The sequence below is a fragment of the Burkholderia ubonensis subsp. mesacidophila genome (genome assembly GCF_002097715.1).
Classification (GTDB): Bacteria; Pseudomonadota; Gammaproteobacteria; order Burkholderiales; family Burkholderiaceae; genus Burkholderia; species Burkholderia mesacidophila.
The window spans coordinates 644549-668614 of the sequence record NZ_CP020737.1 but is presented as its reverse complement, the minus strand read 5'-3'; the positions used below and the strand labels follow the sequence as shown (position 1 = coordinate 668614).

Here is a 24066-nt window from a genome sequence, read left to right as displayed (position 1 = left end):
CCCCCTGCAGGAGACTTTCATGGCCGATCCACGTCCGGCCGACGTGCCTTGGTTGACGCCTTACCTCGCCGTGCGCAACGCGCACGCCGCCATCGATTTCTTCAAGGCCGCGTTCGGCTTCGAGCTGCGCGACGTGCTCGACGAGGACGGTGCGATCATGCACGTCGAGATGGTCTATCGCGGCCAGCTGATCGTGATGTTCGCGCCCGAAGGCGCCTTCGGCTCGACCGCACGCACGCCGCGCAGCGCAGGCGAGACGGCGCCGCAATCGTTCTATCTGTACGTCGACGACGTCGACGCGACCTGGCAGCGCGCGCTCGACGCCGGCGCGAAATCGTTGAGCGCGCCGCAGGACCAGTTCTGGGGCGACCGCTTCGCGCAGGTCGAGGATCTCGACGGTTACCGCTGGGCGCTCGCGCGCCGTCTCGAATCATGAGCGAAGCCACCACGACCGCGGCCGTGCCGCGCTTTTTCGTCGAGTCGGCGCTGAGCGCCGGCGCCGTGCTCGCGCTGCCTGCCGACGTCGCCCGTCATGCGCAGGTGCTGCGGCTGCAGCCGGGCGATGTGCTCGCGCTGTTCGACGGCACGGGCGGCCAGTACCGCGCACGGCTCGTCGAGATCGACAAGCGCAGCGCGGTTGCGCAGCTCGACGCGTTCGAGCCGGCGGAAGCGGAGCCGCCGTATCGCGTGACGCTCGCGCAGGGGATCGCCGGCGGCGACAAGATGGACTGGGTGATCGAGAAGGCGGTCGAGCTCGGGGTTGCCGCGATCGCGCCGCTGTCGACGTCGCGCGGCGTCGTGCGGCTGTCGGGCGAGCGCGCGGAGAAGCGTGTTGCGCACTGGCGCGGCATCGTGCGCGCGTCGTGCGAACAGTGCGGACGCAACCGCGTGCCGGATGTCGCGCCGGTGCGCGGCTTCGACGCGTGGCTCGATGCGCTGCCGGCCGCGCCGGCCGACGGCGAGCTGCGGCTGCTGCTGTCGCCGCGTGCAAGCATCCCGTTTGCGTCGCTGCCGGATACGCCGCCCGCGGCGCCGGTCACGCTGCTGATTGGACCGGAAGGCGGGTTGTCGCCCGACGAGGAACACGCGGCACGCGCGCACGGGTTCACGGCGCTGTCGCTCGGGCCGCGCGTGCTGCGCACCGAGACGGCCGGCGCGGCGGTGCTGGCCGCGCTGGCGGCGCGCTGGGGCGGGTGGTGACCGACGACGGCCGCGCCTACGCCTGCAGCACCCAAGCCGGCCGCGTCATTCGCCGCTACCCTCCATCCGCGGCATCCTGGCCGATTTGAAAATCGAGTCGGCCACGGCCTGGTACATGTCGCCGAAATACGGACTCGTCCACGAATAGCGCACGATGAAAGCGTCGACGGGCTCGCGGCGCGGGCAACGCATCGCTGCCCGCGCCGCAGACGCAAAAAAGCCCGCTCGAAGGCGGGCTTTCTTGTGCGGCCGACGCGTGCCAGGCGCTTATGCGAACGAATAGAACACGCGGAACGCGACCTTGCGCTCGGCCCAGAACTCGGCCGCCTCGCGGAACACGTCGAGCAGCGTTTCGCGGCCTTCCTTATCGAACTTCTGCGCGATCGGCAGCCCTTCGAGCACGATCACGAAACCGGGCTGCGCCCCCGCCTTCGCGACGAGATCGGTCAGGCAGTCGTACAGTGCGTCGTAGTTCTTGCCGAAGTGCTTCGGGAACAGGAACGACGTCGCGATCGTCTCCATCACTTCCTGCTTCGACTGGGCGGCGCCGCAATACGCATACAGGAAATGCTGGCCGAGCCGGCTGGCTTCGTCGGCGAGATCCTGCACGCGAAACGCGCGGATCGACTGCACGAGATTGGGTCGCACGGTCGTGAAAAGGCTCATAGGCTCCTCGTTCGATGAAAGCCCGGGGCTGGCTTCATGCTCCGCCGGCGCGTCGCCGGCCTGTACCGCCGCGCGCAGCTGCATCACGCGCTGAAACAGATTGCCGTCGCCGGCCGCGAACAGATCCGCCGCCGACGCCGCGTCGTGCGTGTAGATGGAGTCGCTCATGCCGTTCATCCCGAAGTCATTCAACAATACGTTTAAAACTGCTGTAGTGGTCGTCCGTGTAATAACAGTTGTCGACCCGGCGCAGCGGCCCGCCGCAGACGATCCGGCGCGCACCGCGATTGCGCGCGCGCGGGGTCGGCACGGTGTACTCGTGATAGAAGCCGCGTTTCGCCTTCGGCAGGATCCGCTCGCGGTTGCCGAACACGACGCCGTCTTTCTCGTACGGATAGGGACCGCCACCGGCGATCAGGCCGAGCGTGGTCACGGCCTCGCGCGGAAGACGGGCGGTCGGGATCGTGTCGAACCCGCCGGCGGCCACGTCGGCCGTAACGGCCTGCCGTGCGTAGGCGGCGGAAACCAGACTGCCCGTCGGCGTGCCGACGATACCCATCGCGAACAACGCGAAGACGGACGCGAGCGCGCCGTTGCGGAGCCACTTGCGTGCCATGAACCAGGGTTCCCGCTGTTAAATCAAGTAGTTGACGACCAACAAAGGCGTTAGCGTAGCGCTATTGTCCGCGCGAATCAATGTTCGTTTGGGGATTGAAAGCCTGACGGGATCGGGCCCCGGGCAATTTCTACCGAAACATGGTTACTTTTATCTTACATGAGATAAAATGGCGTCGGCATCTCTCGCATGGCAAGACCCTGCCTCCTTGCCACGCTCGAACCCGGAGTGGAGAGATGCTGCTGTTGCTTATGGGAAGCGCATGCGCGCCCTGCCCGGCGGCGTGCCCATTGCGGGCACGCCGTTTTTTTCTTTTATTTACAAATTCGCTTAACGCGTCGCGTTCACGTCGGCTACGAGCAGTGCAGCCATGTTGACGATCCGGCGCACCGTCGCCGATTCGGTCAGCACGTGCACCGGCTGCGCGGCGCCCAGCAGGATCGGCCCGATCGCGATGTTGTTGCCCGCGGCAGTCTTCAGCAGGTTGTACGCGATGTTCGCGGCGTCGATGTTCGGCAGGACCAGCAGGTTCGCTTCGCCTTCCAGCGTCGAATCCGGCAGGATCTCCTTGCGCAGCGCCGCGTCGAGCGCGACGTCGCCGTGCATTTCGCCGTCGACCTTCAGGTCCGGCGCGCGTTCCTGCAGGATCGCGAGCGTATCGCGCATCTTCTGCGCGGACGGCGCATTGCTCGTGCCGAAATTCGAGTGCGACAACAGCGCGACCTTCGGCTCGATGCCGAAGCGGCGCACTTCCTCCGCCGCCATGATCGTGATCTCGGCGAGCTGTTCCGGGGTCGGATCGACGTTCACGTGCGTGTCGACGAGGAAAATCTGGCGGCCCGGCAGCACGAGGCCGTTCATCGCCGCGTACACGCTGCAGCCCGCCCGCTTGCCGATCACCTGGTCGATGAAGTGCAGGTGGCGGTGCGTCGTGCTGATCGTGCCGCAGATCATCCCGTCCGCTTCGCCCTTCTTCACCAGCATCGCGCCGATCAGCGTGGTGCGGCGGCGCATCTCGACGCGCGCGAGCTGCTCGCTGATGCCCTTGCGCGCCATCATCTTCGCGTAGTCCTGCCAGAACTCGCGGTAGCGCTCGTCGTGCTCGGTGTTGACGACGGTGTAGTCGACGCCCGGCGTCAGGCGCAGGCCGTAACGCTGGATACGGTGCTCGATCACGGCCGGACGGCCGATCAGGATCGGTTTCGCGAGTTTCTCGTCGACGACGATCTGAACGGCGCGCAACACGCGCTCTTCCTCGCCTTCCGCGAACACGACGCGCTTCTTCTCGGCCGGCACGCTGCGCGCGAGCTGGAAGATCGGCTTCATCGTCGTGCCGCTGTGGTACACGAACTGCTGCAGGTGCTGCTTGTACGCGTCCATGTCCTCGATCGCGCGCGTCGCGACGCCGCCGTCCATCGCGGCCTGCGCGACAGCCGGCGCGATCTTCACGATCAGGCGCGGATCGAACGGCTTCGGAATCAGGTATTCGGGGCCGAACGACAGGTCTTGGATCCCGTACGCGGTCGCCACGATGTCGCTTTGCTCCTGCTGCGCGAGCTCGGCGATCGCGTTGACGGCGGCGATCTCCATTTCACGCGTGATCGTCGTCGCGCCGACGTCGAGCGCGCCGCGGAAGATGAACGGGAAGCACAGGACGTTGTTGACCTGGTTCGGATAGTCGGTGCGGCCGGTCGCGAGCACGGCGTCCGGCCGCACTTCGAGCGCGAGCTCGGGCAGGATTTCCGGCGTCGGGTTCGCGAGCGCGAGGATCAGCGGGCGCGCGGCCATGCCCTTGACCATCTCCTGCTTCAGCACGCCGGCCGCCGACAGGCCGAGGAAGATGTCCGCGCCGTCGATCACCTCGCCAAGCGTGCGCGCGTCGGTTTCGCGCGCGAAACGCTCCTTGTCCGGGTCCATCAGCTCGGTGCGGCCCTTGTAGACCACGCCGGCCAGGTCGGTCACCGTGATGTTCTCGAGCGGCAGGCCGATGTCGACCAGCAGGTCGAGACACGCGAGCGCGGCCGCGCCCGCGCCGGACGCGACCAGCTTGACTTCCTTGATGTCCTTGCCGACCACCTTCAGGCCGTTCGTGACGGCCGCGGCGACGACGATCGCGGTGCCGTGCTGGTCGTCGTGGAAGACCGGGATCTTCATCCGCTTGCGGGCTTCGCGCTCGACGATGAAGCAGTCCGGCGCCTTGATGTCTTCCAGGTTGATGCCGCCGAAGGTCGGCTCGAGCGCGGCGATCACGTCGACCAGCTTGTGCGGGTCGGACTCGTTCAGCTCGATGTCGAACACGTCGATGCCCGCGAACTTCTTGAACAGCACGGCCTTGCCTTCCATCACCGGCTTCGACGCGAGCGGCCCGATGTTGCCGAGGCCCAGCACCGCGGTGCCGTTCGTGACGACGCCGACCAGGTTGCTGCGCGCGGTGAAGCGGGCCGCGTTCAGCGGATTCTCGACGATCTCCTCGCACGCGAACGCGACGCCCGGCGAATAGGCGAGCGCCAGGTCGCGCTGGTTGATCATCTGCTTGGTCGGCGCAATCGCGACCTTGCCGGGGGTCGGGAATTCGTGGTAATCGAGAGCGGCTTCGCGGAGCTTGGCTTTGGAGGAGGCTTGCGTGGACATGTGTCTCGTGGCGTGCGGATTAGAATACCTAGTCGACGCATTGTAGCGCCAATCGATGTCGACAAACCCTCGATTCAGGTGCAACAGCCGCGACAAAAATGTACCGAACGGTGCAGGAACGCCGCCGTTCGCCTCGTACAATGCCGTTCACTCAACTGCTTCGGGTCCGTCCGCCGTGCCAGCCTCCCTCTCCGAGTTTTCGTTGATCGACCGCTTCTTCGCGCGCCGCGCGGCGCAGGGCGCACGCGCCGCGACGCTCGGGATCGGCGACGATTGCGCGCTGTTCGCGCCGCGATCCGGGAAATTACTCGCCATTTCGACGGACATGCTGGTCGAGGGCCGCCACTTCTTCCCCGATGTCGCGCCGCACGCGCTCGGCCACAAGACGCTCGCGGTCAACCTGTCCGACCTCGCGGCGATGGGCGCCGAGCCGCGCGCGTTCACGCTCGCGTGCGCGCTGCCGCGCGCCGACGCCGCGTGGCTCGAGGCGTTCAGCGACGGGCTGTTCGCGCTCGCGGAGCGGTTCGGCTGCGAGCTGATCGGCGGCGACACGACGAGCGGGCCGCTGAACCTGTGCGTGACCGTGTTCGGCGAAGTCGCGCCCGACGCCGCGCTGCGCCGCGATGCCGCGCGCGACGGCGACGACGTCTGGGTGTCCGGCACGCTCGGCGACGCGCGGGCCGGGCTCGGCGTCGCGCGCGGCGAATGGGCGGCCGGCGCGCAGGAGGCGGCCGCGTTCCGGGCGGCGCTCGAGCGCCCCGAGCCGCGCGTCGCGCTCGGCCTCGCGCTCGCGGGCGTCGCGCACGCGGCGCTCGACCTCTCGGACGGCCTCGCCGGCGACCTGCAGCACATCCTCGAGCGCTCGCGCGTGCGCGCGGACATCGACGCCGACGCGGTGCCGCGCTCGGCCGCGCTCGCGACGCTGCCGCCCGACGTGCAGCGCCGCTGCACGCTCGCCGGCGGCGACGACTACGAACTGTGCTTCACCGCGCCCGCGGCCGCCCGCGCGGCGGTCGAGGCGGCGGGCGCCGGCGCCGGCGTCGCGGTCACGCGAATCGGTACAATACGCGCGTTGTCCACGCCGTCGGAGCGGCCCGCGATCGCGTGGCGCGACGCCGCCGGCGCGCCCCTGGCCCTCACGTTGCACGGTTTCGACCACTTCCATGCAGACTGACCCGACGCCCCCGCGCGCCGCGGCCGACGCCGGCGCAACGCACCACGCGCCGACACGCGCCACCGTGCGCTTCATGTTCTCGCATCCCGCCCACCTGCTGTCGCTCGGGTTCGGCAGCGGGCTCGCGCCGCTCATGCCCGGCACGTGCGGCACGCTGTTCGGCTGGCTGACGTTCGTCGCGTTCAGCCGCTACCTGACGGTGCCCGAATGGTGGGCGCTGATCGCGGCCGGCTTCGTCGCCGGCATCTGGCTCACCGGTTTCACCGCGAAGAAGCTGGGCAACGCCGACCCGGGGCCGGTCGTCTGGGACGAGATCGTCGCGATCTGGATCGTGATGCTGTTCGTCACGCCGGCGACGTTCATCGGCCAGCTCTGGGCCTTCGTCGTGTTCCGCTGCTTCGACATGCTCAAGCCGCCGCCGATCCGCTACCTCGAACGCCGGATGAAGGGCGGCCTCGGCATCATGGCCGACGACCTGATCGCCGCGTTCATGTCGCTGCTCGTGATCGCACTGTGGCGCTCCTTCGCCGGCTGACCTTTCCGACTCCTGCCCTCCCCTTTCGCATGCCAACCGATTCCGTCGTCCATCAGCTTGCGATCCGCGCAGGCAACAAGCTGCGCGACGAGCACCTGCTGCTCGCGACCGCCGAATCCTGCACCGGCGGGATGATCGCCGCGGCGGTCACCGACATCTCCGGCAGCAGCCAGTGGTTCGAGCGCGGCTTCGTCACCTATTCGAACCAGGCCAAGAGCGAGATGATCGGCGTGCCGCCCGAGCTGATCGACAAGCACGGCGCCGTCAGCGAGCCGGTCGCGCGCGCGATGGCCGAAGGCGCGCTGCGCAACAGCCGCGCGCAGGTGTCGCTCGCGGTGACCGGCATCGCCGGACCCGCGGGCGGCAGCGAGAAGAAGCCGGTCGGCACCGTGTCGTTCGCGTGGAGCAACCGGCTGCATACCGACGCCGAGACGCTCGTGTTCAAGGGCGATCGCGAGCAGATCCGCACGCAGGCCGCCGTGCATGCGCTGCGCGGGCTGCTGAAGCTGCTCGAGGAGCGCGAGGGTTGATGCGCAAGCGGCCCGACGCGGGCCGCATGAGATGGGTCGCATGAGATGGGTCGCATGAGATGGGCCCATGATACGGGCCGCGATCGGCGGCCCGCCCCGCTCAACGATACGCGTTGATCGCGTCGCGGGTCTTCTGCGCGGCGAGCGCCGCGGCTTCGGCGAAATCCTCGTCCTTGCTCGCGTACAGGATCGCGCGCGACGAGTTGATCATCATCCCGGTGCCGTCGGCCGTGCGGCCTGCGCGGACGGTCGCCTGCACGTCGCCGCCCTGCGCGCCGATGCCCGGAATCAGCAGCGGCATGTCGCCGACGATCCCGCGCACGACTTCGATTTCGTTCGGGAACGTCGCGCCGACGACGAGGCCGAGCTGGCCGTTCTTCGCGTTCCACTTGTTCGCCGCGAGATCCGCGACGACCTGGTACAGCGGCCGCCCGTTCGTCTCCAGGAACTGCAGGTCGGAACCGCCCGGGTTCGACGTGCGGCACAGCACGATCACGCCCTTGCCTTCGTGCTCGAAATACGGCTCGACCGAGTCGAAGCCCATGTACGGGTTCACCGTCACCGCATCCGCGCGGTAGCGCTCGAACGCTTCGCGCGCGTATTGCTCGGCGGTGCTGCCGATGTCGCCGCGCTTCGCGTCGAGGATCACCGGCAGGCCCGGATGCTGCAGGTGGATGTGCGCGATCAGGCGCTCGAGCTGGTCTTCCGCGCGATGCGCGGCGAAGTAGGCGATCTGCGGCTTGAACGCGCTCGCGTACGGCGCGGTCGCGTCGACGATCTGCCGGCAGAATTCGAAGATCGCGTCGGGCTGGCCGTCGAACTGCACGGGAAAGCGCGACGGCTCGGGATCGAGGCCGACGCACAGCAGCGAATTCGTGCGCTGCCACGCGGCGCGCAGCGTTTCGATGAAAGTAAGCGGGGAAGACATGGCGGGTACTCGCGGCTAACCATTGGTAGACCGCCTATTTTACCTGCGTCGCCGGCGGCTTTCGCGTGCGGGCGCATCACCGCGCGCGCCGCTGCGCTCGACGGTGAACGCGAAGCGCCGCGCGAGCCGCTCGCCCGGCGCGAGCAGCGTCATCCCGTGCGCGGCCGCGCCGCCCGGCAGGTTCACCGCATTGATCGGATGATCGACCGGCTCGAAGCAGAAGAAATCCTCGCCGGGCGGCGTATAGAGCACGTACGCGTCGGCGTCGGCTGCGACGGTCAGCGTGAGCCCGCGGCGCGGCCAGCTCACCGTCGCATGGCCGCCCCAGCCGGTGAACGCATGGTTCACGAGCGTCGCCGGCAGCGGATACGCGACGCCGAACTGCCACGCCGGCGGCACGCTCACGTGCCGCACCGGCAGGAAGTCGGCGCCCGACAGCCACAGCCCGCCCGCCGCGGCGGCGAGCGCGGTCGCGTCGTCGCGCACCAGGAACGGGTGCACGCCGAGCCCGAACGGCAGCCGCGCGCGACCGGCGTTCTCGATCGTCAGCGCGATCGACAGCGTCGCGTCGTCGAGCACGAAGGTCTGCGTCGCGCGAAACGCATACGGCGCGCCGTCGCCGCGATCGAGCGACAGCCGCAGCGTCGTGTCGGTCGCGGCGTCGACCTGCCAGCGCGCGAGCCAGCCGTCGCCGTGGATCGGCAGCGGCTCGTCGACGCGATTGCGCGGCACCGCGACGCGGCGGCCGTCGCATTCGAAGCGCGCGCCGCCGATCCGGTTCGAGTACGGCAGCAGCGGATAGCACGCGAGCTCGTTCGGATCGGTCGCGGCGTCGGGCCGCTCGCAGGGGCGGAACACCGGCGTGAGCGCGCCGTCGTCGCGCCAGTCGAAGCGCGCGATCCCGCCGCCCAGATGCGGCAGCACGTCGACCCGCAGCGCCGCGTTCGACAGCGTGACGGCCGCCGCGTGCGACGCGCCGACGCCCTGCGCGAGCGCGGCGGTCTGCGGTCCGGCGCTGACCGGCTGCGCGGCGGCGGCGAGGCGCACGCGGCGCGATTGCGTCGCCGTCGACGAATCATGCGAGGACGTAGCGGTCATGAGGGGCTCCTTCGTCGAAGTGTCGGTTCGCGTCGCGCGGCCGCCAGTCAGGCCCAGCCGCCGTCGACGACCACGTCCTGCGCGGTGATCATCCGGCTGTCGTCGGCCGCGAGGAACAGCGCCATGCGCGCCAGATCGGCGGGCAGCAGCTCGGCGTCGAGGCACTGGCCGGCCTTGATCGCCGCGCGGCCCGCGTCGTCGAGCCACAGCCGGCGCTGCTTGTCGGTCATCACCCAGCCCGGCACCAGCGAATTGACGCGGATGCCGAACGGGCCGAGGTCGCGCGCGAGCCCGCGCGTGAGCCCCTGCACGGCCGCCTTCGCGGTCACGTACACGGGGTAGCCGCCGTTCTTCAGCATCCAGCTGATCGAGCCGAGATTGATGATCGCGCCGCCGCCGAGCTGCTTCATGTCGTCGATCACCGCCTGCGCGGCGAAGAACTGGTGGCGCAGGTTCACCGCGATGCCCGCGTCGAACGATTCGGGCGTCACGTCGCCGATCGTGTGGCGGACGTCGTTCGCCGCGTTGTTGACGAGCACCGCAATTGCGCCGTTCTGTGCGCGGATCGCGTCGATCGTGCGGCGCAGCGCGGCGATGTCGGTGAGGTCGCACTCGGCGAACAGCGGCGCGTGGCGCGCATGCGCGAGACGCGCGGCGAGCGCGTGGCCCGCCGCGGCGTCGAGATCGACGAACGCGACGCACGCGCCCTGCTCCGCGAAGTGCTCGACGAACGCGGCGCCGATGCCGGTCGCGCCGCCGGTGATCAGCACGGTGCGGTCGGCGAGGCTCGGATAGCGCGCGTAGCGCGCGGACGATTCGTTATGCATATCGGTCGGCTCCATCGGTTCAGTCGCGCCCGCCGCGGTTCTTCAGCTGGTCGAGCAGCACGGCCGCGAGCAGGATCGCGCCGCGCACCAGGTATTGATAGAACGCGTCGATGTTCAGCAGGTTCATCACGTTCTCGACGGTGCCCATGATCAGCACGCCGATCACGACGCCCGAGATCGTCGCGCGCCCGCCCAGCAGCGACACGCCGCCGAGCACGCACGCGGAGATCACGTTCAGCTCGAAGCCCTGCGCGGCGTTCGGCTGGCCCGACGTGATGCGCGACGCGAGGATCACGCCCGCGAGCGCCGTCACCGCGCCCTGGATCAGGAAGATCCAGACGCGCGTGCGCTCGACGTTGATCCCCGCGAGCCGCGACGCTTCCGGGTTGCCGCCGATCGCGAGCGTGTTGCGGCCGTACACGGTCTGGTTCAGCAGCACGCCGAACACGACGAAGCACAGCAGCGTGACCCAGATCGGCAGCGACACGCCGAACAGCGTGAGCCCGCCGAGCGCGATGAAGGTGTCCGACGACACGCCCACCGCCTGCCCTTTCGACACGATGAAGCCGAGCCCGCGCACGATCTCCATCGTCGCGAGCGTCGTGATCAGCGCGTTGATCCGCAGGTACGCGATCACCGCGCCGTTCACGAAGCCGATCGCGGCGCCAGCGGCGACCGCGGCGAGGATCGCGACGAACGTGTTGTCGGTCGCGTTGAGCACCATCGCGCACAGCACGCCCGAGAACGCGACGGTCGAGCCGATCGACAGGTCGAAGTCGCGCGACGCGAGACAGAACATCATCGTGCACGCGACCATCCCGATCTGCGAGATCGACAGCGCGAGGCCGAGCATGTTGTCGATCGAGAAGAAGTGGTCGACGGTCAGCGACATCGTCACGAACATCGCCGCGAAGATCGCGATCAGGCTGTAGTCGGTGAGCTGCTGCCACCATTTCTGGCGGTCGGTCTGCGGGGCCAGTGCATCGGCCGACGGCTTCACGGCGGCACTGGCGAGGTTTTCCCTGACTTGCATGGTGGTGTCTCCTGCTCCTGCATCGTGCGGCGCGGCGGCCGCACGCAATCGAATGTGTGGATTCAGGCCGCCTGCGCGGCGCTCGTCTGCGGCAGCGCGAGGCTCAGCACCGCATGCTCGTTCGCCTGCGCGCGCGGCAGCTCGCCCGCGATGCGCCCTTCGCGCATCACGACGATGCGGTCGGACACGCCGAGCACTTCCGGCAGTTCCGACGACACCATCACGATCGCGCAGCCGCGCTCCGCGAGCCGGTAGATCACGTCGTAGATCTCGTGCTTCGCGCCGACGTCGATGCCGCGCGTCGGCTCGTCGAGGATCACGACCTTCAGGTCGGGCTCCGCGAGCCAACGCGACAGGATCGCCTTCTGCTGGTTGCCGCCCGACAGGAAGCGGATCTTCTGGCGGCGGCTCGGCGTCTTGATCTTCAGCCGCTGGATGAAGCGGTCGGCGGTTTCGCTCTCGGTCCTGCGGTCGATGAACAGGCCCGCGCGCAGCGAATGGCGGCGGCAGCTGATGTTGATGTTCTCCGCGACCGACGCCATCGCGATGATCCCTTCCTCCTTGCGGTCCTCCGGGCACAGCACGATGCCGTGGCGGATCGCGTCGCCGGTACGCTTCACGTCGATGCGCGCGCCGTCGAGCGCGAGCGCGCCCGCCCGCTTGCGGTCCGCGCCGTACACGAGCCGCATCAGCTCGCTGCGCCCCGCGCCGACGAGCCCGAAGAAGCCGACGATCTCGCCCGCGCGCACCGCGAAGCTCGCCGGCTCGCGCAGCGCGTCGCCTTCGATCCCGTCGACCGACAGGCGCACGTCGCCGAGCGCGCGCGGCGCATAGTGATAGATGTCGGCGATCTCGCGCCCGACCATCTCCGCGACGAGGCGCTCGCGCGGCACGTCGGCGAGCGACGCGTGCGACGCGATCCTGCGGCCGTCGCGGAAGATCGTGCACGCGTCGCACAGCCAGTAGATTTCGTCCATCCGGTGCGAGATGTAGATCAGCGCGCGGCCGTCGGCGCGCAGGTCGTCGACGAGCTTGAACAGCACCTCGGTCTCGCGGTGCGACAGCGAGCTCGTCGGCTCGTCGAGCGCGATCACGCGCGCGTTGCGCAGCAGCGCCTTGCAGATCTCGACCATCTGCCGCTGCGCGATCGACAGCCGGCCGAGCTTCGCGTCCGGATCGAGATCGACGCCCATCGCGGCGAGCCGCTCGCGCACGTAGCGCTTCGCCTCGCCCTTCCTCACCCAGCCGAACGCATTCGGCAGGCGGCCGAGCAGCAGGTTCTCCGCGACCGTCAGGTCCGGCACGTACTGCAGTTCCTGGTGGATCACCGCGATGCCGGCCGCGATCGACGCGGCCGCATTCGGAAAATGCACGGGCCGGCCGTCGACCAGCACGCTGCCCGCATCGGGCTGATATTCGCCGCCGAGAATCTTCAGCAGCGTCGACTTGCCCGCGCCGTTCTCGCCCATCAGGCCGTGCACCTCGCCCGCACGCACGTCGAACGAGATGCCGTCGAGTGCGCGCACGCCGGGAAACACCTTGCCGATATTGTCAAAACGCAGTGCCGCTGACACTTCGCCTCTCCAGTTACGATCGATCGACCGTCGGCCGCCGCAGCGTGCGGCAGCCGACCGGGACGGTTACTTCGACGCGAGCCCCATCTCGTCGCGCACCTTGCCGACGTTCTCGCGCGTCGCGAGCATGCCGGTCGTCAGCGTGAGCGCGGGCGGCGCCTTGCCCTGCGTGATCCACGCGTACATCAGGTCCGAGGTTTCCTCGCCGTGGCGTTTCGGGCTGATGATCACGGTGCCGAAGAAGCCGGTCGGCTGCGGCTTCTTGAATTCGTTCAGCGCCGAGTCGGAGCCGCCGATGCCGATGCCGATCATGTCGGCCGCCTTGAAGCCGCGCCCTTCGGCCGCGCGCACCGCGCCGAGCACCGCTTCGTCGTTGAGGCCGTACGCGACCCAGTGCTTGAACTGCGGGTTCTTCGTGAGCGCGATGTTCGCGGCGTTGAACGCGTTCTCGGTGTCGGTCTTCGCCTGCGGCGCGGCGATCACGTTCGCCTTCGGGAAGCCCGCGGCGACGAGCGCGTCGGTCGCGCCGGCGGTGCGGTCATGCGCGGTCGGCAGCTGCTCGTAGGTGATGTCGATCGCGCCGACCTCCTTCATGTTCCAGCCGCGCTTGCGGATCTCGGCCGCGATGCCGTCGCCGACCTGCTTGCCGATGTTGTACGCGGAGATGCCCATGTGCGGCACGGCCTCGAGCGGCTTGCCGGCGCCGTCGACGAGGCGGTCGTCGACCGTCATCATCTTCAGCCCGTGCGACTTCGCCTTCGCGACGATGCCCGGCCCGAGCTTCACGTCGGGCGTGCAGATGATGAAGCCCTGCGCCTTCTGCGCGGCGAGGTTGTCGATCGCGCTCATCACCTTCTCGCCGGACGGCGCGCCGATCTTCACGAGCGTGAAGCCCTTGTCCTTCGCGGCGTTCTCCGCGAACTTCCACTCGTCCTGGAACCACGGCTCCTCCGGCTGCTTCACGAGGAAGCCGATCTTGACCGGGTCGGCCGCGTGCGCGAGCGGGCTGCCCATCAGCACCGCGGCGGCGGCGGCGAGCGTGACGAACGATCTGCGTTTCATCTCCAGTGTCTCCTTGTCTTCATCGATCGGAATACGGCCGCTTATTTGTGTCGACGCAGCACGCACGCGGCCATCTCGCGCTGCGGTCTTTCGATTCGGTCCTTCAGTCGTGGTACAGCGCCGCGCGCCCGCCATCGACGGTGATGCAGGTCGCGTTGATGAACGGCGCCTCGTCCGACGCGAGGAAGACGGCCGTCATCGCGACTTCCTCCGGCCGGCCGATCCGCTTCATCGGCTGCAGCGCGAGCGTGTCGGCTCGCGCTGCAGCCGGGTCCGGCTGCGCGCTCCACCAGTCGCGCGTGAGCTGCGTGTCGACATAGCCCGGCGCGATCGCGTTCACGCGCACGTTGCGCGCCGCGTATTCGATGCCGAGCGCGCGCGTGAGGCCGAGCACCCCGTGCTTCGCGACCGGGTACGGAAAGCAGCCCGGAATGATCCGGAACGCATGCGTCGACGCGATGTTCACGATGCTGCCGCGCCCGCGCGCCACCATGCCCGGCAACGCCGCGCGGCAGCCGTGCCACACGCCGTCGAGATCGACCGCGAAGCAGCGGCGCCAGTCGTCGTCGGTCATCGTCAGCGGATCGCAGAACACGTTGACGCCCGCGTTGTTGACGAGCACGTCGAGCGGCCCGAGCGTCGCTTCGGCCTGCGCGAGCGCGTCGCGCACCGCGTCCGGGTGCGTGACGTCCGCGTGCAGCGGCAGCACCTGCGCACCGTCGATCTCGCGTGCGATCGCGTCCGCGGCCGTGCGCGCCTGCGGAAGATCGACGTCGACGAGCGCAACCGCCGCGCCTTCGCGCGCGAACGCATGCGCGATCGCTGCGCCGATGCCGCGGCCCGCGCCCGTCACCATCGCGACCTTGCACGCGAGGCGACCCATCACGCGGCTCCGCCGCGCGCGGCGCGCAGCCCGGCCTGGAACGCGCGCGCGTTGGCCGCGGTCGTGTCGGCGGACTGGCCGGGCCGGTACAGCGCGGAGCCGAGGCCGAAGCCGTTCGCGCCGGCCGCGAGGAACGGCTGCATGTTGTCGGGCGTGACGCCGCCGACCGGCACCAGCGGCACCGCGCGATCGATCACCGCGCGCCACGCCTTCACGATCGTCACGCCGAGCTGCTCGGCCGGGAACATCTTCAGCACGTCCGCGCCGTTCGCGAGCGCGGCGAACGCCTCGGTCGGCGTCGCGACGCCGGGCGCGCTCGCGAGGCCCAGCTCCCGCGCGCGGCGGATCACCGCGCCGTCGCTGTGCGGCATCACGATCAGCGCGCCGCCCGCATCCCGCACGCGGTCGACGTACTCGGGCCGCAGCACGGTGCCGGCGCCGACGATCGCGTCGTCGGGCAGCGCGCGGCGCAGCGCCGTCATGCTGTCGAACGGCTCGGGCGAGTTGAGCGGCACTTCGACGATCCGGAAACCCGCTTCATAGAGCGCGTGACCGTGCGCCGGCGCGTCGTCGGGCGCGATGCCGCGCAGGATCGCGATCAGCGGGCACGCGGCGAACGCCCGCATCAGCGCGGGATGCGGCGCATACGGCGCGGGCAGCGTGAGTTCGGACGACATGGATGACTTTCCTCCGCAAACGGTTGGGTTCATAGATCGGCGCTGACCGGCGCGCCGTCCGCGCGCACGAGCCCGGCGCGCGACGCGATCCGCCACAGCCCGCGCTCGGTCGCGTTGGCGACGACCCGCGCATGCGGGCAGCCGAACGCCTGCAGCGCGGCCGCGTAGCGCGCGCACAGCGCGTCGTCGCCGATCAGCAGCAGCGGCTGGTTCGCGAGCGCGACGCCGCGTTCCGCGAGCATCGCGTCGAGCGCATTCAGTTCGTGGCCGATCAGCAGGCCGGACAGGTAGTCGCCCTGCGCTTGCGGCGCGAGACGACCGGTGAGGCCCAGCGTGCGCGTGCTGAAAATCGTCGCGAGCAAGCCGGCCCGCTGCGCGCCGCGCGCGACCGACACGCCGCGCAGGAATGCCGCGCGATCGGGTTCCTCGGGCGAGCGCATCGTGCGGCCGAGGATCGTGTGATCGCGCAGCGCGCCAAACAGCTCGCCCGTCATGAAGGTCTGGAAGCGCTCGATGAGCCCGTCCTTCACCCACGCCCATTTCGCATGCGTGCCCGGCAGGCCGATCAGTACCCCTGAATGATCTGATTCAAACGAAGAACCGTCAGTGAGCACGCCGACGATCTGCGTTTCTTCGCCGCGCATCACGTCGGGCAGTTCGCCCGTCGCGATCACGCCCGGCACGATCGACACCGTCGCGCCGCGCGCGCTTTCGATCGTGACGATGCCGGCGACCAGCGCGTCGGCGCCCGCCGGCGCTTCGACGTAAGGCGCCTCGCGCCAGCCCTGCGCGCTGCCGACCATGCCGGCGGCAAGCACCGGCACGCCGGGCGCGCGGTCGAGCCAGTCGCCGCACGCGTCCTCGAACGCGGCGTCGAACGCGCGCGCACCGCCGGCCGGCACGTGCATCACGCCCGCCGCGCGGCTTCGCGTCGCGAGCAGCGCGCCGTGCGCGTCATACAGGTACGCACGCAGCGACGTCGTGCCCCAGTCGAGCGCGATCAGCGACGGGGCGGCAGTGAAGGTTTCCGGAGCGATCCGGGTCGGGTTCGTCATCGTTTGATCCTGCGGGTACCCTGCGGCGGGCTCCAGCCCAGCTCCGCGGAAATGGCTCGCGCTTCGCGCTGCACGAGCGGAATCAGTTCGTCCATCCGGTCGTGCGGCATGTACGGAATCGTGCTCGCGACCGACACCGCCGCGACGATCGCGCCGGACGCATCGCGGATCGGCGCGGCGACGCAGCGGATCGACGCTTCGTTTTCCTCCAGATCGAACGTGTAGCCGCCCGCCGCGTAATACGCCATGCGCTGCAGGAACGCGCTTGCGTCGGGGTGGCGGTCCGGCTTGAAATTCACGCCGGCGAGCGCGCGCCGCGCGGCTTCGAACAGCGCGCGCCACGTGTCGGGCTCGAGGTCGAGCATCATCGCCTTGCCGATGCCGGTCGACGCGAGCGGCATCCGGTGGCCGACGCGCGAGCGCATCTCGAGCCCGCGCGTGCCGGGAATCTTGTCGATGTAGAGCACGTCGTCGCCGTCGCGCACGCCGAGGTGGATCGTGTCGAGCGTCGCTTCGGCGAGCGCCTCCAGATGCGGCCGCGCGACCGCGGTCAGCGGCATCTGCTCGAGCGCGATCGTGCCAAGCTCGATCAGCTTCGGGCCGAGCAGGTAGCCACCCTGCACCTGGCGCAGGTAGCGCGCCTGCACGAGGCTGCTGACGAGACGATGCGTGGTGCTGCGCGTCGTGCCGAGCGCCGCGCCGATCGCGCGCATGTCGCGCGCGCCGTTCGCGATCGCCTCGAGGATCGCGAGGCCGCGCAGGAGCGTCTGCGTGCCGGCCTGCTGCGCGGCCAGATCGAGCGGCGTGCTGGTCGCGCCGATGCTGTCGGTGAGCGGCGGCGCGCCGTCCGGCGCCGGACGGCGGATGTCGAGGGCAAAGGGTACGGGCATCTTGGTCATGGGCGGGCTGTCTCCAGCGGAATCGGTCATGCCGCTGCGCGCGCCGGACCGTGATCCGGCGCCGCGGCGAAGCGGCGGTCGATGCACCGAGGAAAGCGCCCGGCGAACGTCATGGAAAGTGTCTCCGTGTGCGTCGGGCGCCGCGCGATGCAGGAGTCCGAAGCCTGTCGATGTGCTTCGGATTGTAGGAGTGCGCGCATTCAGCTCCAATATTTGAATGCGTTGTCCAGATACTGAGATATTGCGGCGTGCAACCACGTGACACCGGGATTCGCGGCGTTAACGCGCGGCCACGATGCATGACCACGATGTAATACGGGGGCGGAACCCGCATTCGCTGCAGGTTCCGCCCCCGTTAGTCGTGCTCGCGATGTGGTTACTGCTGGCTCGCGTCGCGCGTCTGCATGTAGCGCTGCACGTCGCTGAACGACACGCGCCCGCTGCCGGTCGAGTCGATCTGCCGGAAGTGGTTCGCGACGTAGCCGAGTCCGGCCGCGCGCGCCTGCGCTTCGGTCACCGAGCCGGTGTTCTGCGTGTCGGCCGCGCGGAACTGCCGGGCGAGCTTGGCCACCACCTGCGCGTGCAGCGCGGCGCCGGTCGTCTGCGTGCCCGCGGTCGGCTTGCGCGCGGCCGGCGGCACGTACGGATCGCCGAGCTGCGCCTGGCGGGACCGCACGGGTGCGGCGGCGTCGCTCGCCTGCGCGAACGCGCAGAGCGAGGTGACGAGACTGCCGCAGGCGAGCGCCGCGGCGATGACGATAAATCGCTTCTTCATGTCAGGCTCCAGTCTGGAATGAGGTCGTCGACAGCCGGCGGCTCGCGCCGTGGCGCGCGCCGCCGGTCCGCGCATCGGGTCAATGCGCGATCGCGTTGTAGAAGGTCACGAGGTCGGCCTTCTCCTGCGGACGCGACGTATCGTCGAGATAGACCATGTGTCCACCCTGATAGTCCTTGATCGTCAGGTTCGGCTGCGACCCGAGCCGCGCGAGATCGAGCTCCGTCTGGTAGAACGGCGTCGCGATGTCGTGGTACCCGTTCAGCGACAGCACCTTCAGCGCCGGATTCAGCGTCAGCGCCGCGGCAAGGTCGGGGATCGTGTCGGGCATCGCGAGGCCGTCGTGGCTCCAGTCCCACGTCTGGATCGCATTGCTGCTTACAGAATAGGCCGATTGCGCCGTGTACTTCAGCTCGTTCGGCAGATAGCGGCCGATCGTGTCGGTGAACGGCTTCGTGATGAACGTGCTCGACGGATCGCCTTCCGACGCGAGCGGGCTCGACACCGGTACGTTCACGCGTGCGTCATAGCGGCCGATCAGCGTGCCCGGGATCAGCGACAGCTGGTAGCTGTTGTCATACGAGGTCGGGACCACGTTGAAATCGGCGCGCCACATCGGCGCCTTCGCGCCGGTGGCATTCGCCATCGTCGTGATGAGGCTGCCCGGGGGCGCCGTATGGTTCGCGAGGTAGGCGTTCACTGCCGGCACGTAGGTGCCCGCCGTCAGCAGACGCATCTGGTCCGCGTACTGCGGCATGCTGGACGGGTTCGGATTGTCGAGCTGGTAGTACGCGCCGACCTGGCCGTAGCTCGGCACGAAGCCCGCGCAGCTCACCGGGCTCGAACCGTTGTTCGAGCTGCCGATGTTGTTGCTCGCCATGTCGCAGTTGCTGTTGTAGTCGAGGATCGACGACTGCAGCACGATGCCCGTGAGATTCACGCCGGCGCTTTCGAGCAGGTTCGCGAGCACGTCGGTGCGCGGCGTCCCGTACGATTCGCCGAACAGATATTTCGGCGAGCTGCCGCGCTGGTTCACCGCCAGGTAGCGGGTCACGAAGTCGCGGAATGCGCCCGCGTCCTCGTCGACGCCCCAGAACGACTGGTTCGTGTTCGGCGCAACCGCTTCCGAGAAGCCGGTGCCGATCGCGTCGACGAACACGAGGTCGGTCGTGTCGAGCAGGCTCTCCGCGTTGTCGACGAACGGGAACGACGACGTGTTCGCGTTCGGGTCGCCGGTCTGGACGCGCCGCGGGCCGAACGAGCCGAGATGCAGCCACACCGATGCGGAACCCGGCCCGCCGTTATAGAAGAACGTGACCGGCCGCTGCGCCGCCGGCTGGTTGTCGGCCGTATACGCGACGTAGAAGAACGACGCCTCGGGCGCGCCCGTCTGCGGATTGCGCGCGGTCAGGTGGCCGGTGGTGGCCGTGTAGCGGATCGTCTTGCCGTTCAGCGTGATCTGGTGATGCGTGACGGCGGCGCGTTCGAGCGCGGCCGACGCGGTGATCGACGCGCCCGGGTCTGACGAATAGCGGTTGGGATCGTTGTAAGGCTTGTCCGCCGTGGAAGCGGTATCGGCTGAGCTGTCGGCGCTTGCGGAGCTGGAGGCCGACGTCACGTCGTCTCCATTGCACGCCGCCAGGATCAGCGAAGCGAGAACTGCACCCAATAACAACTTCGCTTTGCTCGCTGGCATCGTTGTTTTCCTTCTCTCGAATGTTGTTGTGTCGAGCGGTCGGATAGGCCGCCCCCCGCCTCGAAGGCACGGCCGATAGGCCGAGGCGCAGGCCAATATACGTGAGCCGTTCCGCTTTGAAAAATTTGGAAATATTCGAAGGAAATTCGATGCGGCGCGGAGCTTTCAGAAATGATTCGACTTCCGAAACGTTGCATTTCGCGCGGCTTTCAACAAGCTGCGTGTTTATTCGAATCCGCTAAAAATTGCCGGGTTTTTCGTTGCGCCAGCAACCAAACAGGGACCGAACACGGGTATTGGTCAGCGAACTGAAATAGAGGAATTCGTCTAGATAATGCGTGCGCAATGCTTGATGGCGCGCATGCGTTGCAGCGCAAAAATGAGGCAGGAACCGCTGAATTGCCGCTCGTGCAGAACGAGCGGCGCGCTTACTCCGACTGCGGCAGCGCGGCCGCGCCCATGCGCCGCGCGATGACGGCCGCGCGCTGCGCCTGGTAGGCGGTGCCGCGATGCGCGTCGAAATAGCGCGGCTTCGGCAGCATGACCGCGAGGCGTGCGGATTGCCACGCGCCGAGCCGGCTGGCCGGAATCCGGTAGTAGTAGCGCGCGGCCGCCTCGGCGCCGTACACGCCCCGCCCCCATTCGACGGTATTCAGATAGATCTCGAAGATCCGCTCCTTGTCGAGCAGCGTCTCGAGCATCCACGTGATGATCAGCTCCTGGCCCTTGCGGACGTAGCTCTTCTCGCGCGACAGGAACAGGTTGCGCGCGAGCTGCTGCGTGATCGTCGAGCCGCCGGCGACGATGCGGCCCCGCGCCTTGTTCTTCTCCCACGCCTGCAGGATCGCGTCGGCGTCGTAGCCGTTGTTGGTCGCGAAGGTCGCGTCCTCCGACGCGATGAGCGCGCGCTTCAGGTTGCGCGAGATCTGGTCGTACGGCACCCATTGATGCCGGATCGACGCCGGGGGATTGTCGCGCGACAGCCACCATGCGTCGGTGCGCATGAATGCGGTCGAGCCCGGGTTCACGACCGACCAGATCGCGATCTGCGCGAAATAGTAGAGCTGCGTCACGAGCCACGCGCCCGCAAACACCGAGCCCGCGTAGACGAGCCAGCGCACCGGGCCGACCGCCCGCTCGCGCCGCTGCGCACCGCTTACCGCGACCACCTGCCGCCGGCCCCGCTCAATGGGCGGCGAGCGCCTGGCGCAGCGCCGCGAGCACCGGCGCGCTGTCCGGCCGCACGCCGCGCCAGACGAAGAACGATTCGGCCGCCTGCTCGACGAGCATCCCGAGCCCGTCCGCCGCACGCGCGCCGAGCGACGCCGCGTGCTGCATGAACACGGTCGGCTGCGCGCCGTACATCATGTCGTACGCGAGCGTATCCGGGCCGAACGCGGCCGGGTCGCATTCCGGCAACGCGGCGTCGAGGCTGCCCGCGGTCGCATTGACGATCACGTCGTACGGCTCCGCACGCACCGTGTCCGGGCCGCCGCCCGCGAGCGTGCAGCCCGCGTCGTGCGCGGCCTGCGTGAACTGGCCGACGAGCACTTCCGCCTTGCTGGCCGTGCGGTTCACGATCGTGATCGACAGCGGCGCGCGATCGAGCATCGGCAGCACGACGCCGCGCGCGGCGCCGCCCGCGCCGAGCAGCAGGATGCGCGCGCCGGCGAGGCGCACGCCGAGATTCGTCTCGATGTCGCGCACCAGGCCGACGCCGTCGGTGTTGTCGCCGAAGATGCCGTCGGCGTCGAAGCGCAGCGTGTTCACCGCGCCCGCGGCCGCCGCGCGCGGCGACAGCGTGTCGGCGAGCGCGTGCGCGTCCAGCTTGAACGGCACCGTCACGTTCGCGCCGCGGCCGCCTTCGCCAATGAACGCGCGCACGGCGGGCTCGAAGCCGTCGACCGGCGCGAGCCGGTGCTCATAGACGACCGGCTCGCCGGTCTGCGCGGCGAACTGCGCGTGGATGAACGGCGACTTGCTGTGCGCCACCGGGTTACCGAACACGACGTAGCGGTCGGGCCCGCGCGTCGACGCGGCCGGATTCATGATGCGCGCTCCTCCTCGTTGCCGTTGCTTTCGGCTGCGGCGCCATCGCCCTGCGCAGGGCCGGCATCCGCCTCGGCGAGCGCTTCGGCCTCGGCTTGCGCCGACGCGTCGTCCGCGTCGAGCAGCACGTCGTCGCCGTTCTCGCCGTCTTCCTCTTCTTCGGCCGCTTCGCCGCCCGACACGACCGGCGCGTCGAGCACGTTGAGCAGCCGCACGGATGCCTCGATCGTCAGCTCGTCGATCGACATCACGTCGAGCAGCACGCGGGTGCCGCGCGCATGCACGCCGAGCGCCGGCACGTGCAGCAGCAGCGGCACGTCCTCCAGACGCACGAGGTCGCCCTTCACGACGCTCGCGACGACCTGCTTCTTGCCTTCCTGGACGAGCCAGCGCAGGCACCAGAAATATTCCATCCGGCGCTGGTAGTCGGCGTACGCGGAATAGGTGTCGTCGAAGCCCTGCACGACCGCGTAGAGGTCGGCGTCCTTCGGCTTGAACGGCGCGGCGAGCTTCGCGGTGACGCCATGCTGCACGCACGCGAGCAGCTGCCACTGGTTGACGAGGTCGACGTAGCGGCGCAGCGGCGACGTGCTCCACGCGTACTGCGGCACGCCGAGGCCTTCGTGCGGCGCGGCGCTCGTCTGCATGCGCGTGCGCTTCGGGCCCGGCGCGCCGAAGCCCCGCTGGGAGCGATAGATGCCGGGCACCGTGTGGTCGTGCAGGAACGCGCCCCACGTCGAGTTCGCGAGGATCGCGAGCTCCGACACGATCAGGTCGAGCGGCGAGCCGCGCCGGCGCGGCGTGATCGTCACGTGTTCGCCGTCGACGTAGAAGTTGTAATCGGTGTTGCGCTGCACTTCGCGCTTCAGGCCGTAGCCCGCGCGCGCCAGCTGGCGCTTCTCGAACAGCGCCTGCGCGAGCGGCCACAGCACCGCGATGTCGTCCTTGTGCGGATAATCGCCGCTGCCGTCGGCGAGCGTCTCTTCGGTGACGAGCTCGTCGAGCGTGTTGTGGCGCAGGTTGTTCTTGACGAACACGAGTTCCGCGCGCGTCTCGTTCGCGACGATCTCCTGCGTCTCGCGGTTCACGATGATGTACAGCGACAGCGCCGGGCGGTAGTCGCCCTCCTTCAGCGTGAACACGTCGACGACGTCGTCCGGCAGCATCGTGATCTTGTCGCCGGGCATGTAGACGGTCGACAGGCGCGTGCGCGCGATCGCGTCGACCGCGTCGCCGCGCACGACGCCGAGCGCCGGCGCCGCGATGTGGACGCCGATCCGCGCGCGGCCGTCGGCCAGGTGCTCGACCGAGAACGCGTCGTCGATTTCGGTCGTCGTGATGTCGTCGATCGAGAAGGCATTGACGTCGGCGCGCGGCAGGTCGTCCGGCAGGCTGCCGACCGCCACCGGCGGGAAGCCCGTGCCGTGCGGGAAGAATTCGGCGAGGAAGCGCGCCTCGTGCAGCGCGCGCGCCGACGCGATGCCGCCGCAGTCGAGCATCAGCCGCGCCGGCGATACGCCGCGCGCGCCGGCCGCCGCCTCGAGCGCCTTGTATTCGATCGCGTTCTTGTCCGGGCGCGTCAGCAGCCCGAGCACCTTGCCGTCGAACGCGGCGGGCAGCTTGCCGGCCTTCAGCTCTTCCTCGTACTGCGCCTGCACGAGCGCCTGCTGGCGCTTGCGCTCGAGCGACGCGAGCGCCATCTTCAGCTGCTCTTCCGGCGCGCGCTGGTACTGCCCGCGCCCCTTGCGGCGGAAGTAGACGGGCGAGCCGTGCAGGCGCAGCGCGAGCGCCGCGCGCTCGACCGGGCCGTAGGTCTCGCCGAAGTATTCCGCGGCGAGCGCCGTATACGCGAATTCCTCCGCCGGCGCGCATTCCCACAGGAAATCCAGGTCGATCTGCTGCGCGGCCGCGTCGGCCTGCTGCATCAGCTCGCTCGCGGCCGGCTTCTCGAATTCGATCAGCACGTCCTTCGCGCGCACCTTCGCGCGCCGCCCGCCGGGCAGCTCGACCTGAAACGCATCGCCCTGGCGCGACAGCACGCTGCCCGCCTTGAAACTGCCCGATTCCTCGAAGAAAACGTTCACTCAGTACTCTCGTTCAGACTGCCGGGCGCCGCCGTCGAACGACGACGCCTCGTGATAATGGGATTCGATGGCCC

General features: G+C 69.1%; 23 protein-coding genes. 5 read left to right on the top strand and 18 right to left on the bottom strand.

Features of this window, described 5'->3' with window-relative positions:
• The first annotated feature begins 19 nt into the window (after nucleotides 1-19).
• Together B7P44_RS03210 and B7P44_RS03205 are read left to right on the top strand one after the other, a co-directional pair.
• A complete protein-coding gene (locus B7P44_RS03210; RefSeq protein WP_084900593.1) occupies nucleotides 20-436 on the top strand; it encodes a VOC family protein in 417 nt (138 codons plus the stop codon).
• Nucleotides 433-1200, top strand: coding sequence for a 16S rRNA (uracil(1498)-N(3))-methyltransferase (locus tag B7P44_RS03205; protein ID WP_084900590.1), 768 nt, complete (start codon nucleotides 433-435; stop codon nucleotides 1198-1200). The genes B7P44_RS03210 and B7P44_RS03205 overlap by 4 nt, the downstream gene beginning before the upstream one ends.
• A 267-nt stretch (nucleotides 1201-1467) precedes the next feature.
• Here the strand turns inward: B7P44_RS03205 and B7P44_RS03200 are convergent, their stop codons facing one another.
• The 3 genes from B7P44_RS03200 to B7P44_RS03190 form a co-directional block, all read right to left on the bottom strand.
• The gene (locus tag B7P44_RS03200) at nucleotides 1468-2034 is read right to left on the bottom strand and encodes a barstar family protein (protein WP_084906358.1); all 567 of its coding nucleotides are present in this window, start codon (nucleotides 2032-2034) and stop codon (nucleotides 1468-1470) included.
• Between the two features lie 16 nt (nucleotides 2035-2050).
• Entirely contained in the window at nucleotides 2051-2482 is a 432-nt protein-coding gene (locus B7P44_RS03195) for a ribonuclease (RefSeq protein WP_084900588.1), read from the bottom strand.
• Nucleotides 2483-2812: 330 nt separating this feature from the next.
• A complete protein-coding gene (locus B7P44_RS03190; RefSeq protein WP_084900585.1) occupies nucleotides 2813-5113 on the bottom strand; it encodes an NADP-dependent malic enzyme in 2301 nt (766 codons plus the stop codon).
• Nucleotides 5114-5288: 175 nt separating this feature from the next.
• Here B7P44_RS03190 and thiL point away from each other — a divergent pair, with 175 nt between their 5' ends.
• From thiL to B7P44_RS03175, 3 genes are read left to right on the top strand one after another with little or no spacing between them, the layout of a single operon-like run.
• Nucleotides 5289-6287 (top strand): thiamine-phosphate kinase, encoded by a 999-nt coding sequence (gene thiL / locus B7P44_RS03185; protein WP_084900583.1) that lies wholly within the window; start codon nucleotides 5289-5291, stop codon nucleotides 6285-6287.
• Nucleotides 6277-6822, top strand: coding sequence for a phosphatidylglycerophosphatase A family protein (locus tag B7P44_RS03180; protein ID WP_084900580.1), 546 nt, complete (start codon nucleotides 6277-6279; stop codon nucleotides 6820-6822). The genes thiL and B7P44_RS03180 overlap by 11 nt, the downstream gene beginning before the upstream one ends.
• Nucleotides 6823-6851: 29 nt before the next feature.
• Nucleotides 6852-7352 (top strand): CinA family protein, encoded by a 501-nt coding sequence (locus B7P44_RS03175; RefSeq protein ID WP_084900578.1) that lies wholly within the window; start codon nucleotides 6852-6854, stop codon nucleotides 7350-7352.
• Nucleotides 7353-7452: 100 nt separating this feature from the next.
• On the opposite strand, the gene pyrF is transcribed toward B7P44_RS03175, so the two are convergent.
• The 15 genes from pyrF to B7P44_RS03095 all read right to left on the bottom strand — a co-directional run bounded on the left by pyrF (nucleotide 7453) and on the right by B7P44_RS03095 (nucleotide 23992).
• On the bottom strand, nucleotides 7453-8280 hold the full coding sequence (gene pyrF / locus B7P44_RS03170; protein WP_084900575.1) for an orotidine-5'-phosphate decarboxylase: 828 nt from the start codon (nucleotides 8278-8280) through the stop codon (nucleotides 7453-7455).
• A 39-nt stretch (nucleotides 8281-8319) separates the two neighbouring features.
• A complete protein-coding gene (locus B7P44_RS03165) occupies nucleotides 8320-9378 on the bottom strand; it encodes an aldose 1-epimerase (RefSeq protein ID WP_084900572.1) in 1059 nt (352 codons plus the stop codon).
• A 47-nt stretch (nucleotides 9379-9425) separates the two neighbouring features.
• The gene (locus B7P44_RS03160) at nucleotides 9426-10205 is read right to left on the bottom strand and encodes an SDR family NAD(P)-dependent oxidoreductase (RefSeq protein ID WP_084906356.1); all 780 of its coding nucleotides are present in this window, start codon (nucleotides 10203-10205) and stop codon (nucleotides 9426-9428) included.
• Between the two features lie 19 nt (nucleotides 10206-10224).
• Complete coding sequence (gene araH / locus B7P44_RS03155) at nucleotides 10225-11238, bottom strand: L-arabinose ABC transporter permease AraH (protein WP_084900570.1); 1014 nt, start codon at nucleotides 11236-11238, stop codon at nucleotides 10225-10227.
• Between the two features lie 62 nt (nucleotides 11239-11300).
• Entirely contained in the window at nucleotides 11301-12812 is a 1512-nt protein-coding gene (gene araG / locus B7P44_RS03150; protein ID WP_084900567.1) for an L-arabinose ABC transporter ATP-binding protein AraG, read from the bottom strand.
• Between the two features lie 66 nt (nucleotides 12813-12878).
• Nucleotides 12879-13874 carry an arabinose ABC transporter substrate-binding protein gene (locus B7P44_RS03145; RefSeq protein ID WP_084900564.1) on the bottom strand — a complete coding sequence of 332 codons (996 nt, stop codon included), beginning with the start codon at nucleotides 13872-13874 and terminating at the stop codon, nucleotides 12879-12881.
• A gap of 103 nt (nucleotides 13875-13977) precedes the next feature.
• The gene (locus B7P44_RS03140) at nucleotides 13978-14757 is read right to left on the bottom strand and encodes an SDR family oxidoreductase (RefSeq protein WP_084906352.1); all 780 of its coding nucleotides are present in this window, start codon (nucleotides 14755-14757) and stop codon (nucleotides 13978-13980) included.
• Nucleotides 14757-15434, bottom strand: coding sequence for a 2-dehydro-3-deoxy-6-phosphogalactonate aldolase (locus tag B7P44_RS03135; RefSeq protein ID WP_084900562.1), 678 nt, complete (start codon nucleotides 15432-15434; stop codon nucleotides 14757-14759). The genes B7P44_RS03140 and B7P44_RS03135 overlap by 1 nt, the downstream gene beginning before the upstream one ends.
• Nucleotides 15435-15463: 29 nt before the next feature.
• Complete coding sequence (locus B7P44_RS03130; protein WP_084900559.1) at nucleotides 15464-16489, bottom strand: 2-dehydro-3-deoxygalactonokinase; 1026 nt, start codon at nucleotides 16487-16489, stop codon at nucleotides 15464-15466.
• Entirely contained in the window at nucleotides 16486-17388 is a 903-nt protein-coding gene (locus B7P44_RS03125) for an IclR family transcriptional regulator (RefSeq protein WP_084906354.1), read from the bottom strand. The genes B7P44_RS03130 and B7P44_RS03125 overlap by 4 nt, the downstream gene beginning before the upstream one ends.
• Before the next feature lie 376 nt (nucleotides 17389-17764).
• On the bottom strand, nucleotides 17765-18163 hold the full coding sequence (locus B7P44_RS03115; protein WP_084900557.1) for an EF-hand domain-containing protein: 399 nt from the start codon (nucleotides 18161-18163) through the stop codon (nucleotides 17765-17767).
• 79 nt (nucleotides 18164-18242) lie between these two features.
• Nucleotides 18243-19859 carry a S10 family peptidase gene (locus B7P44_RS03110; RefSeq protein WP_084900554.1) on the bottom strand — a complete coding sequence of 539 codons (1617 nt, stop codon included), beginning with the start codon at nucleotides 19857-19859 and terminating at the stop codon, nucleotides 18243-18245.
• Between the two features lie 428 nt (nucleotides 19860-20287).
• Nucleotides 20288-21028, bottom strand: a complete 741-nt coding sequence (mtgA, locus tag B7P44_RS03105) for a monofunctional biosynthetic peptidoglycan transglycosylase (RefSeq protein ID WP_084900552.1) — start codon at nucleotides 21026-21028, stop codon at nucleotides 20288-20290.
• Nucleotides 21029-21044: 16 nt separating this feature from the next.
• Nucleotides 21045-21908 carry a shikimate dehydrogenase gene (gene aroE, locus B7P44_RS03100; RefSeq protein WP_084900549.1) on the bottom strand — a complete coding sequence of 288 codons (864 nt, stop codon included), beginning with the start codon at nucleotides 21906-21908 and terminating at the stop codon, nucleotides 21045-21047.
• Complete coding sequence (locus B7P44_RS03095; protein ID WP_084900546.1) at nucleotides 21905-23992, bottom strand: RNB domain-containing ribonuclease; 2088 nt, start codon at nucleotides 23990-23992, stop codon at nucleotides 21905-21907. The genes aroE and B7P44_RS03095 overlap by 4 nt, the downstream gene beginning before the upstream one ends.
• Nucleotides 23993-24066 lie beyond the last annotated feature (74 nt).

Coding starts and splice junctions, on each gene's coding strand:
- B7P44_RS03210 (WP_084900593.1), top strand. CDS start 20: ATGGCCGATCCACGTCCGGCCGACGTGCCTTGGTTGACGCCTTACCTC.
- B7P44_RS03205 (WP_084900590.1), top strand. CDS start 433: ATGAGCGAAGCCACCACGACCGCGGCCGTGCCGCGCTTTTTCGTCGAG.
- B7P44_RS03200 (WP_084906358.1), bottom strand. CDS start 2,034: ATGAGCGACTCCATCTACACGCACGACGCGGCGTCGGCGGCGGATCTG.
- B7P44_RS03195 (WP_084900588.1), bottom strand. CDS start 2,482: ATGGCACGCAAGTGGCTCCGCAACGGCGCGCTCGCGTCCGTCTTCGCG.
- B7P44_RS03190 (WP_084900585.1), bottom strand. CDS start 5,113: ATGTCCACGCAAGCCTCCTCCAAAGCCAAGCTCCGCGAAGCCGCTCTC.
- B7P44_RS03180 (WP_084900580.1), top strand. CDS start 6,277: ATGCAGACTGACCCGACGCCCCCGCGCGCCGCGGCCGACGCCGGCGCA.
- B7P44_RS03175 (WP_084900578.1), top strand. CDS start 6,852: ATGCCAACCGATTCCGTCGTCCATCAGCTTGCGATCCGCGCAGGCAAC.
- pyrF (WP_084900575.1), bottom strand. CDS start 8,280: ATGTCTTCCCCGCTTACTTTCATCGAAACGCTGCGCGCCGCGTGGCAG.
- B7P44_RS03165 (WP_084900572.1), bottom strand. CDS start 9,378: ATGACCGCTACGTCCTCGCATGATTCGTCGACGGCGACGCAATCGCGC.
- B7P44_RS03160 (WP_084906356.1), bottom strand. CDS start 10,205: ATGCATAACGAATCGTCCGCGCGCTACGCGCGCTATCCGAGCCTCGCC.
- araH (WP_084900570.1), bottom strand. CDS start 11,238: ATGCAAGTCAGGGAAAACCTCGCCAGTGCCGCCGTGAAGCCGTCGGCC.
- B7P44_RS03145 (WP_084900564.1), bottom strand. CDS start 13,874: ATGAAACGCAGATCGTTCGTCACGCTCGCCGCCGCCGCCGCGGTGCTG.
- B7P44_RS03140 (WP_084906352.1), bottom strand. CDS start 14,757: ATGGGTCGCCTCGCGTGCAAGGTCGCGATGGTGACGGGCGCGGGCCGC.
- B7P44_RS03135 (WP_084900562.1), bottom strand. CDS start 15,434: ATGTCGTCCGAACTCACGCTGCCCGCGCCGTATGCGCCGCATCCCGCG.
- B7P44_RS03130 (WP_084900559.1), bottom strand. CDS start 16,489: ATGACGAACCCGACCCGGATCGCTCCGGAAACCTTCACTGCCGCCCCG.
- B7P44_RS03125 (WP_084906354.1), bottom strand. CDS start 17,388: ATGACCAAGATGCCCGTACCCTTTGCCCTCGACATCCGCCGTCCGGCG.
- B7P44_RS03115 (WP_084900557.1), bottom strand. CDS start 18,163: ATGAAGAAGCGATTTATCGTCATCGCCGCGGCGCTCGCCTGCGGCAGT.
- B7P44_RS03110 (WP_084900554.1), bottom strand. CDS start 19,859: ATGCCAGCGAGCAAAGCGAAGTTGTTATTGGGTGCAGTTCTCGCTTCG.
- aroE (WP_084900549.1), bottom strand. CDS start 21,908: ATGAATCCGGCCGCGTCGACGCGCGGGCCCGACCGCTACGTCGTGTTC.